Origin of the sequence: Pseudoalteromonas sp. NBT06-2, assembly GCF_002276045.1 — a bacterium.
Taxonomy (GTDB): Bacteria; Pseudomonadota; Gammaproteobacteria; order Enterobacterales; family Alteromonadaceae; genus Pseudoalteromonas.
The window spans coordinates 15,001-26,777 of sequence record NZ_NQMR01000028.1; the positions used below are offsets into that span (position 1 = coordinate 15,001).

7 protein-coding genes are annotated in these 11,777 nt (G+C 35.0%); 5 read left to right on the plus strand and 2 right to left on the minus strand.

The window, feature by feature from the left end; genetic code table 11:
• Positions 1-203: 203 nt before the first annotated feature.
• Positions 204-1,877: an energy-dependent translational throttle protein EttA gene (ettA, locus tag CJF42_RS08060; RefSeq protein ID WP_095366188.1), complete on the plus strand. Its 1,674-nt coding sequence runs from the start codon at positions 204-206 to the stop codon at positions 1,875-1,877.
• Positions 1,878-2,163: 286 nt separating this feature from the next.
• Here the strand turns inward: ettA and CJF42_RS08065 are convergent, their stop codons facing one another.
• Complete coding sequence (locus tag CJF42_RS08065) at positions 2,164-3,561, minus strand: PhoH family protein (RefSeq protein WP_095366189.1); 1,398 nt, start codon at positions 3,559-3,561, stop codon at positions 2,164-2,166.
• A gap of 166 nt (positions 3,562-3,727) precedes the next feature.
• Here CJF42_RS08065 and rapA point away from each other — a divergent pair, with 166 nt between their 5' ends.
• The 3 genes from rapA (at position 3,728) to CJF42_RS08080 (ending at position 8,395) form a co-directional block, all read left to right on the plus strand.
• On the plus strand, positions 3,728-6,637 hold the full coding sequence (rapA, locus tag CJF42_RS08070; protein WP_095366190.1) for an RNA polymerase-associated protein RapA: 2,910 nt from the start codon (positions 3,728-3,730) through the stop codon (positions 6,635-6,637).
• A 117-nt stretch (positions 6,638-6,754) separates the two neighbouring features.
• A complete protein-coding gene (locus tag CJF42_RS08075; protein WP_095366191.1) occupies positions 6,755-7,423 on the plus strand; it encodes a pseudouridine synthase in 669 nt (222 codons plus the stop codon).
• Between the two features lie 111 nt (positions 7,424-7,534).
• Positions 7,535-8,395 carry a DUF3530 family protein gene (locus CJF42_RS08080; RefSeq protein WP_170940531.1) on the plus strand — a complete coding sequence of 287 codons (861 nt, stop codon included), beginning with the start codon at positions 7,535-7,537 and terminating at the stop codon, positions 8,393-8,395.
• A 165-nt stretch (positions 8,396-8,560) separates the two neighbouring features.
• Here CJF42_RS08080 and djlA read toward each other — a convergent pair whose 3' ends face one another.
• Positions 8,561-9,364, minus strand: a complete 804-nt coding sequence (djlA, locus tag CJF42_RS08085; protein WP_095366193.1) for a co-chaperone DjlA — start codon at positions 9,362-9,364, stop codon at positions 8,561-8,563.
• A gap of 148 nt (positions 9,365-9,512) precedes the next feature.
• Between djlA and lptD the strand changes: the two genes are divergently transcribed.
• On the plus strand, positions 9,513-11,774 hold the full coding sequence (gene lptD, locus CJF42_RS08090; RefSeq protein ID WP_095366194.1) for an LPS assembly protein LptD: 2,262 nt from the start codon (positions 9,513-9,515) through the stop codon (positions 11,772-11,774).
• The last annotated feature ends 3 nt before the right edge of the window (positions 11,775-11,777 follow it).

Below are 11,777 nucleotides of genomic sequence, written 5' to 3' on the forward strand. Positions count from 1 at the left end.
ACAGTACAGCATAAGAACCAGTAATAAATTGTTATTACTGGTTTTTATTTAAAGAACATCAAATTATCTACTCTTATAATAAACACACCTATGAATATCAGTTTTTAAATTAATTTCTTCAGAGCGAATTGATATTTGCTAAGAATGACCATATTAATCTAAAATATCGACAATATTTATCCTTCTTTAAAAAAGGTCATCTTATGGCATTGCCAGATAAGTTTATTTTTAGTTGCTCTAGAGTTTCTAAAGTTGTACCACCTAAGCGCACTATATTAAAAGACATTTCAATTTCATTCTTTCCTGGTGCCAAAATTGGTGTTTTAGGTTTAAATGGTTCAGGTAAATCAAGCCTATTACGTATTATGGCAGGTGTTGATACTGAATTTGAAGGTGAAGCGAATGCATTATCAGGTACTAAAATTGGTTATTTACCGCAAGAACCCGTACTTGATGAAAGTAAAACAGTACGTGAAGTTGTTGAAGAAGCAGTAAGTGATGTTAAAAATGCACTCACTCGTCTTGATGAAGTATATAACGAATACGCTGCTGAAGGCGCTGACTTTGATGCGTTAGCAAAAGAGCAAGGTGAATTAGAGGCAATAATCCAAGCGGGTGATGGTCATAATTTAGATAACGCATTAGAGCGTGCAGCTGATGCATTACGTTTACCTGAGTGGGATGCAAAAGTTTCAGTACTATCTGGTGGTGAACGTCGTCGTGTTGCGATTTGTCGTTTATTATTAGAAAAACCTGACATGCTACTTCTTGATGAACCAACTAACCACCTGGATGCAGAATCTGTTGCATGGTTAGAGAAGTTCTTACATGACTACGAAGGCACAGTAGTGGCTATCACCCATGATAGATATTTCCTTGATAATGTTGCAGGTTGGATCTTAGAGCTTGACCGTGGTGAAGGAATTCCATGGGAAGGGAATTATTCTTCATGGCTTGAACAAAAAGATGCACGTTTACAACAAGAAGCTAAATCTGAAAAAGCACGCCAAAAGTCAATTGCAAAAGAACTTGAATGGGTACGTTCAAATGCAAAAGGTCGACAAGCGAAATCAAAAGCGCGTATGGCCAACTTTACCGAAATGCAGCAGTCTGATTATCAAAAGCGTAATGAGACCAATGAGCTTTTCATTCCAGCAGGTCCTCGCTTAGGTGATAAGGTCGTTGATGTTGAAAACTTACGAAAAAGTTATGGTGAACGTTTATTAATTGATGATTTAAGTTTCAGCATACCTAAAGGTGCTATTGTTGGTATTATCGGTGCAAACGGTGCCGGTAAATCTACCTTATTTAGAATGATCAATAATGATGAACAGGCAGATTCAGGCAATATTGTATTAGGCGAATCAGTTAAATTAGCAACCGTTGATCAATTTCGCGATGATCTAGATGGTAATAAAACCGTATTCCAAGAGTTATCTGATGGTCAAGATATTCTAAAAATTGGAAACTATGAAATCTCTAGTCGTGCTTATGTAAGTCGTTTTAACTTTAAAGGTAATGATCAACAAAAATTTGTAAAAGATCTATCTGGTGGTGAACGTAACCGTTTACACTTAGCTAAGCTCTTAAAAGTAGGCGGCAATTTAATATTACTGGATGAGCCTACCAATGACTTAGATATTGAAACTTTACGTGCATTAGAAGATGCTATTTTAGAATTCCCAGGTTGTGTTATGTGTATCTCGCATGATCGCTGGTTCTTAGATCGCATCGCAACACATATTCTTGATTACCGCGATGAAGGAAAGATCAACTTCTATGAAGGTAACTACACTGAATATGAAGCATGGTTCAAAAAAACATATGGCGCAGAAGCAGCCCAACCTAAAAGAATAAAGTATAAAAAAATAGGTTAACCACTATCTTATTCAAAAATTAACTAATACCAATACGAGTTAGTGAGTGATCAAATTTTAATAAGGATAAACTTTCAAGAACAAGGTGCTTGATTGAGTAATAGCAGGCTATTAGGATTGAAAGCAACGATGTTATTAGAATATTTAGTTCATTTAAATTGAGTATTATTTATTCGTATTGGTATAACACCTCATTTATCAGGTTTTATACATTTAATGACCTACATCATAGTAAAACTTAGCGAAATAAAACACGCTTACATAGTAAGCGTGCTCTAGAGAAAGGTTATAAATTTTCTTCCGCAAATGATGCGAGTCGGCTTCTCACTACACCATTTAGATACACAGTTGCACTGCCTTCAAAATTTTTAAAACGCTCAACTAAATAGGTTAAACCAGATGTTACTGCAGTTAAATAATTACTATCAATTTGCGCTAAATTTCCTGAACAAATAAGCTTTGTCCCCTCTCCACAACGGGTAATAATGGTTTTTAATTGTGATGCCGTTAAGTTTTGGCTTTCATCTAAAATCACAATCGCATTTTGAATACTGCGACCCCGCATAAAATTAACTGACTTAAACTGAATGTTGGCTTTTTCCATAATGTAATTTCGACTTGAAACCGGATTTTCATCGCCCTTGTGTAAGACCTCTAATGAATCTGTAATAGCAGCTAACCAAGGCGCCATTTTTTCTTCTTCCGTTCCTGGTAAATACCCTATAGATTCAGCTATTTCAGGGGTATTTCTCGTGACGATAACTTTGTCGTACATACCTTGTTCTATAACCAATTCTAATGCGCAAGCCAAGGCTAATAATGTTTTACCACACCCTGCCGGTCCAGTTAAAATAACAAGTTCAATATTTGGATCAAGTAAAGCTTGCAGAGCCATTGATTGATAAACATTTTTAGCACGTATTCCCCAAGCTGTTCGTGACATTAAACGCTCAACCCCCAAATCTAATAATTTTATATGTTCATCATCAAAACTTTCAACTCTTGCAGCAAAGTGCCCAGTGTCATCTAATAGGTATTCATTAACAAAAACATCATCAACTAAAGATCGTGGAATAGTATGGTGTGTTTCTCTACCAATTTGCTCACTTTCACATTCTTTTACCTGTTGCCAAAAGTCTCCATCTAATCGTTTATAGCCACAACTGAGCAAGCTAATATCATCAATAAGCTGATCTGTTCGGTAATCTTCAACATACTCCAGTCCTGCACCTTTGGCTTTTAATCGCATATTAATATCTTTAGTAACTAATACGACTTTTTCATTTAGAAATTTTGCTTGCAAATAAACAGCACAATTAATGATGCGATGATCATTTTCATTGCCAGGTAGCCCTGACACTGTCTCATCGTATAAGTGATCATTAACAATCGTTAACTTACCGGCCAGCTGATTATCGTCATTGCTCACTTTAGGTAAATCAACACCCGCTAGCATTTGTTCAGGACTTGCATCTCTTAAAACATCATCTAAAGCTCGAATAGCAACTCGTGCATCTCTGCTAACGTCTTTTTTTCTATCTTTTATATGATCTAATTCTTCTAATACTGTCATAGGTATAATGACGTCATGTTCTTGGAAGGATAAAAAAGCGAGTGGCTCGTGTAGTAATACATTGGTATCAAGTACATAAATTTTATGATCAAGTGATGAATTTTTTCCCATAAATGGTTTCCTTTTTAAACGCTATAATTTTTATGCTTTCCTTTAAAGTTTAGTCTATTTTTAATGAGTTACTTTTTTATGACAGTAAATTGTTTTTTTTTAGTGAAAATCAGTACGATTGCAGTTAACATAGCCGCCCTTTTTTGTGTAGGATTAGAGTAGATAAATGAATTTTTCCTTAGGTCAGCGTTGGATAAGTGATACAGAATCAGACTTGGGACTTGGGACGATAGTCGCCGTTGAAGGGCGTCATCTTTCTATATTGTTTCCAGCAACAGGCGATAGCCGTGTTTATTCAATGCAAGAAGCGCCCATCACACGTGTTGCTTTTAATCTTGGGGATAAAATCCGTTCTACTGAAGAGTGGGAGCTAACTGTTGAGTCTGTCTCTGAAAATAATGGTCTATTAACTTATCACGGTAGACGCAGTGATAATGATGAAGAAACACAACTAAAAGAAACTTTTTTAAGCCATTTTATTAAGTTTAATAAACCACAAGACAGATTATTTTCCGGTCAAATTGACCGATTTGATAGATACACTCTAAGATTTAATACTTGGCAGTATCAATATCAAAGTCAACAATCTGAACTAAAAGGTTTAATTGGCCCTCGCGCAAGTTTGATCCCTCATCAGCTATATATAGCTGAAGAAGTAGGTAAACGTTTTGCACCACGTGTTTTACTCTCAGATGAAGTGGGTTTAGGTAAAACAATTGAAGCAGGCATGATCTTACATCAGCAGATTATTAGTGGTTTGGCATCCCGAGTGTTAATTGTTGTTCCTGAAAACCTACAGCATCAATGGTTAGTTGAAATGCTACGTCGTTTTAATCTTAATTTTTCTATTTTTGATGATGAACGTTGTACCGAAGCTTATGCTGATTCACCAAATCCATTTGAAACCGAACAACTCATTCTTACTAGCTTAGAATTTTTAACCAAGAAAAAGCGCTGGTTTGAACAAGCCGCTTTAGCTGATTGGGATTTATTGATTGTTGATGAAGCACATCACCTTATTTGGGATAAAGATAAACCAAGTACCGAGTACAAACGTATTGAAGAGTTAAGTCAAGATGTTAAAGGTTTAATTTTATTAACTGCAACACCGGATCAATTAGGCCATGAAAGTCACTTTGCAAGATTAAAGTTACTTGATCCTAGTCGTTTTTATGACTATGAAAAATTTGTAGAAGAAGAACATCACTATATCGAAATTGCAGATGCCGCCAATCAATTATTAACCGATTCAGCATTATCTGATGATTCAAAGTCGACATTAATATCATTATTAAAAGAAACAAATATAAATGCTTTATTAACTGAAGCTGAAAATATTAATGATGAAGATAAAAAATCTGCACGAAGTGAAATTTTAAACATGTTATTAGATCGCCATGGAACAGGTCGTATCTTATTTAGGAATAGCCGCAGTGGTATTGATGGCTTTCCTGGACGTACTTTACATACTTACCCTGTAGCCTTACCAAAACAGTACTCAACAGCAATGTCAGTTATGGGTAATATGGGCGGCGTGCAAAAACCAGAAAAAAGCGCATTACGCGCACTTTTCCCTGAAAAAATATTCCAAGAATTTGAAGGTAGTGACGCCAGTTGGACCAAATTTGATCCTCGTGTAAATTGGTTAATTGATAAGTTACTAGAACTTAAACGTGAAAAAGTATTAGTTATTTGTGCCCAAGCGCAAACAGCGCTTGCTTTAGAGCAAGAGCTAAGAGAGCGTGAAGCAATTAAAGCTGCCGTTTTCCATGAAGGCATGAGTATTTTAGAACGCGATCGAGCAGCTGTTTACTTTTCAGAAGACGCACGTGAAGCAGCACAAGTACTATTGTGTTCTGAGATTGGTTCAGAAGGCCGTAACTTCCAATTCTCACATAACATCGTATTGTTTGACTTACCTTTAAATCCTGATTTATTAGAACAACGAATTGGCCGCCTAGACCGTATAGGTCAAACTCAAGATGTTAAAATTCATGTGCCTTACTTTGAGAATACCGCGCAAGAAGTGCTATATCGTTGGTATCATGAAGGATTAAATGCATTTGAACAAACCTCAACAACAGGTCAATTACTGTATAAAGAGTTTAGTGAAGAACTGCTTGAATTTATTGCTGCACATAATTGTGATGAAGATGAATTGGATCCATTACTTGAGCAAGCTGCAAATAAAAACTTACAACTTAAAAAGAAAATGGAACAAGGTCGTGATCGCTTACTAGAACTGCATTCTAGTGGTCAAGGTCGTGCTAAAGAATTAGTTAAAATCATCGAAGCGAAAGATGATGAAACTGAACTAGCCATTTTTATGATTAAAGTTTTTGATATATTCGGTGTAAATCAAGAAGATAAAGGTGAAAATTCTATCATCTTAAAACCAACTGAACATATGTTAACGCCATCATTTCCTACATTAAAAGAAGATGGTATGACAGTGACGTTTGATAGAGATACCGCATTAGCACAAGAGGATTTAAATCTGATCAGCTGGGACCACCCTATGGTACAAGGCTGTATGGATATGATCTGTAACGATGATTTTGGCTCAAGTTCAGTTGCTTTATTAAAAAATAAAAAACTTCCTGCAGGTAATTATTTTGTAGAGCTAATTTATATTGCTGAAGCTAGCGCACCTAATTCTTTGCAAATGGGGCGCTTTTTACCTCCTACTCCTATTCGTATATTATTAGATAAATCAGGTAATAACTTAGCTGGTAATGTAAATTTCGAACAGTTTAACCAACAGTTATCAGCAGTAGGTCGACAAACTGCAAGTAAACTTGCTAGCGCTTTACAAAGTGCCGTGCACCCATTGATCACTAATGCAACAGATAAGGCTGAACAACAGTTATTTGAATTAAAACAGCAAGCGACTGAAAAAATGAAAATATCAATGGCAGCAGAAATTGAACGATTAACGGCATTGAAAAAAATAAATCCTAATATTCGTGATGAAGAAATTAATTTTTTCACTAACCAAGCAAGTGATTTAGAAAAGTATATTGATAAATCTCAGCTTAAATTAGATGCTATTCGTTTAATCGTGGTAACCCACTAATCATTTTGTGGCAGAAATTTATCCGCTAACATATAAATTAATTAGTATATTGAACAAGTAGTAAGTTAATATTGAACTAACTTACTACTTTGTCATTCTTTTACATACGAGCTTTGCATGTTATTTAATTACAATCCCCCAACAGATCCGTATCTTGAAATTATCTACCAAGATGATGACCTAGTTATATTAAACAAACCGAGTGAATTATTGACTGTACCAGGTAAAGATCCCCTGCATGCCGACTCATTAGAAAAACGCGTACAACGTGTTTTCCCAACCTCAACCATTGTACATCGTTTAGATATGGCTACTTCAGGTATATTGTGTATGACTTTAAATAAACCCGCTCATAGACATATTAGCCGTCAATTTCAGCAACGAGAAACTAAAAAACGTTATATTGCAATAGTTTGGGGTGAGTTAGCACCAGAGTCAGGCTTAGTAGATTTGCCTTTAATTTGTGATTGGCCTAACCGACCAAAACAAATGGTTGATTTTGAACGAGGTAAGCCTTCACAAACTCTATGGCAAGTTTTATCAACTCAAACTCTAGAGTGTGGCAATAAAGCGACACGTGTAGCTTTAACGCCAATAACGGGGCGTTCTCATCAATTACGAGTGCATATGTTATCTCAGAACCATGTCATTTTAGGTGATAGGCTTTACGCCCATGAAAACGCTTTAAAAGCAGCCCCTAGATTACAGTTACACGCAGAGTTTCTATCAGTGCGCCATCCAATTACTGAAGAAGTATTAGAATTTAACGCCCCAAGCCCTTTTTAATCAAGGATTAAAATGAAATTATTGCACAATTAGCAGCCGTATATTTTTAACATTAAGATTTTAAAACGCAAGCCGATAATAATATATTAGGTTTTGAAATTCAGGAATACTTTGAAAAGAATTCATTGTTACATTTATAGCTTTGTTTTATTTTTTATCAGCAGTACCTGTTTAGCTACTGAGACAAAAAATATTGAAATAAAAGCGCCTCCTTCTCTTGAAAGTATTTATCAGCAAGACTTATATCATTATTTACAAGGTGACGAAGTAAAGCAAATATTAGCTGGTGATATTGAATTTACAGCTTTATTTAGAGATCATACTGCCGCACAAGCAAAAGGCATAGCCATACTATTTCCAGATTGGAGCTTACCTGCAAACAATCAACTTGGCTTAGATTATCTTCGTAAAGCGCTTAATGATTATGGCTGGGTTTCTTACGCATTGAATGTACCCGATCAAATTCCTTTAAATACAGCCACGGCACTATCAAATGAAACTTTATTTCATGCACCTACGCTGCCCATATTATCTGATACCGAACTTAAAACTTACAAATTACTACTCATTAGTCGTTTAAAAGCCATTTATCAAAAAGCCTTAGAGCATCCTGGTTTTATTATTATCATCGCACAAGGCTCGACATCTGCCATGATAGTTGAATTTTTTGCTGATAAGCCGGAAGAGGAAATTGATGCTATGATTTTATTAAGTGGTTATTTACCGGATCCGGCTTTAAATAAAAATTTAACTAATACAATAGCTAACGTCACAGCACCTGTATTAGATATTTATCATACCCATGATAATAACTGGGTTTTATCTGAAGTTTCCAATAGAAAAAAAGCCAATAGAAAAGCACATAAGCTTGATTATCGACAGCGTGAATTATTTGGTAATAATGCATCGTCGACACAACATGCTCGTTTACTTAAAGAGATCTATGGTTTTTTAACAAAGATAGGCATATAAAACAAGAACTGTAGGCGAGGCTTTAGTCGCGCATGTTTTAATAAATAACCTAGGCCCTTTAAACCGGCACCTTAAGAACTGGTTTATCTGCGCTTTGGGTTTGAGACAAATCCGCACCTACAAAACTACGCCACGCAATAATCTTAATATAAATGTGCAGTAGTTCTATTTCAAATACTCATAAGCAGCTTGAATATCTTGGCTTTTTCTCTTAGCAATTTCCATTAAATGCTCAGGTAAGCCTTGAGATACTAATTTATCAGGGTGATGCTGAGACATAAGTTTTCGATATGCTTTTTTTATCTCTTTTTCATTGGCACCATCAGATAAACCTAATACTTCTAAAGCCTGCTTCCGGCCCATTTTATTTGTTGTCGTTTGCTGACCTGATTTTTTTTGTCCTGCTCTAAAATTAAATTCAGCTTGGTATCGCTTTAAAATAAAAATGAAATGTGTTTTTGAAATCCCTAATTGCTTGCTTACTTTTTGCAAAAGTGATTTTTCTTCTTCAGATAAGTAACCATCACTAAACGCCATCTGAATTTGAATTTCTAAAAATAATTGTAATAAATCAAATCTTCCGGCGAAACGTGCCTTAAAATCAGATAACGTATCATTTAATGGAAAATCAGCTTCTTTACCTGAAATAAAAGCATCTTTAGCTTCTTGTCTACTTTCTCCAGTTAAATCCATTTCATCCATAAAAAGAGAAGCAGCTTTAATATGTACTTCACTTACTCTACCATTTGATTTTGCGATATGCCCCATCACTGAAAAGCTAGTATAAAAAAATAAAGCCTGACGTTCATTAACATCTTCACCTAAAAATAAGCTCTGAAAGCCACCCGCTTTGTCAAAGTTTTGCTTTAAACTTTTATCAAACATATGGCCAAGGTAAAACCCTAATGCAGCACCTAAAAACTTACCAAATAAAAAACCAAAAGCAGTTCCTAGTATTTTACCCCACATTGTCTTACCCCTATTTTAACTTTTTTATATTTATACCCTGTAAAATACAATTTTTTATTAATTTTGCAATCTCATTTATTAGAGAAATTGGCTAAATTGTTTTATTATACCCAGTTCTCTCTAACCACTTGAGCATTAAGGTTGATAAATGAACAATATTAGGAGCCTTTTGTTACTCATTGGCTTATACTTTCCGCTGATAATTCATGCTAAAGATGCTCCGTTATTGTGTCATTCACAAAATAAGTTAAGTATTTGGTCACCTCTAAAAAGCATCCAATTTGGTAGTATGGATATAAAAGCAGACAATGTTGAGTTGTTTGGCACTCAAAGTGCTGAGTTTTCAGGTGATGTAGATATCAATACAGCAAAATTAAATATAAAAGCATCCTCAGCCTTACTTGATAAACAACTTGGATTATTTAACGCTACAGGACCCATTAGTTATCAAGATGTGATTTCAAAAATCAAAAGCACAGGATTAAATGCTGATTTAAGTAATTCACAAATCAACTTATTAGGTGCCGAGTATCAATTAACACAACAACAAGCTCGTGGTGCTGCAGAACAGCTTTCAATCAATAAAAGTGAATTCACATTAAATAACGGTAGTTTTACAACTTGCCCTATCGACAATGAGTTCTGGTCTATTCATGCAGATAAAATAATTTTATCTCAAGAAGAAGGTTGGGGCGAAACTCACGGAATGACGTTAAAAGTATTGGATACTCCTATTCTTTATTTGCCTTATTTCACTTACCCAATTTCCGATAAAAGACAATCAGGCTTTTTAATTCCCAGCTTTGGCCCCTCTTCAAAATATGGCTTTGAAATTGAAACGCCTTTTTATTGGAACATAGCTGAAAACATTGATGCCACGATAACACCTCGCTATATGGCAAACCAAGGTGTGCAATTAAAAACAGAACTTCGCTATTTAACTAAACAACATCAAGGTTCTATCGGTATTGAATATCTCAATGAAGATAAATCAGAACCTGAATTAAATGAAAGATACTTATTTAATTGGCAGCAAGTTACCAACTTCAATAAAGATTGGCGCGCAAGTATAGATGTAACAAATGTAAGTGACGATAATTATTTAACTGATTTAAAATCTAATTTCGCCAATAAAACTGATACTCAGCTTTACAGAACAGGTTTACTGACACATTTTGGTGATATGTGGCAGACCGATATTAAGATACAAAGTTTCGAAGTGTTAGGTGCTCATTCAGCATCATACTCCGCACTACCACAAATTACATTTGATCAAATCCACCCCTTTAATTGGCATGATATCCTATTTACATTAAAAGGTGAGCTGAGCCATTTTAAAAATACAAAATTGAAAATACCTGAAGCTTCCAGAGTTCATATAGAACCTAAAGCACAATATAGTTATCAAGATTTTGGTTGGTCATTTTCATCTGAGTTAAGTCTTTTACAAACCAACTACCAACAAACTGGTAACTTTGAAGGCACTAATATAGAAAAAAAGGTCAGTCGAACTTTACCTAAATTAAGGTTACATTCACAAATTAACCTTGAACGAAAAACGCCTTGGTTGGTGAAAAATGGCTACCAAGTTTTAGAACCTCAAATTCAGTACCTATATGTACCAAAAAAAGATCAAACGAATATAGGTTTATATGATACCACAAAATTACAAGATGATTTTTTTGGTTTATTTCGTGATAAACGATTTTCTGGTGTAGATAGAATTGCTGCAGCAAATCAATTTACGGTAGGTGCAACCACCCGAATTTTTGGTGAAAAAAATAATGAATTATTTAACTTAAGCGCTGGACAAACTTTTTACTTATCCGACTCAGCAAAGCCAACAGAACAAGAATTGGGTGAACAAAAAACGTATAATTCCTTGTTTGCTGGTGAAGCCATGTTACATTGGCACAAAAGATGGTACTTAGGCACAGGAATTCAATACGACGTCGAAGGAAAAGAATTAGTGCAATCTCATATAACTTTAGATTACAAAGGTAGTAATAATCAGCTAATACAATTGAACCATCGCTTTGCAAATGATGTCTCAGTCTCAGAGAATAGAATTGAGCAAATGGGTGCATTTACCAGTATTCCAATTTCTGATAATTGGCAGTTTATTGCTAGTTATCAAAGAGACTTAGAACATAATCGCAGTGTTGAAATTTTATCAGGACTGCAATATGAATCATGTTGTTGGGCAATTCAATTCACGGGTCATAGACAAATAGAAACTGATTTAAATCAATCGGATTCTGAATTTGGCCAACAAGACGCAGTATTTAATTCAGGATTTAGACTGGATTTTGTACTTAAAGGGCTGGGTGGAAAAAGTAACTACGATGCTAAAAAGTTATTACAACAAGGCATTTTTGGTTACCGTCGCCCTTATTTTATAAATAATTAAATC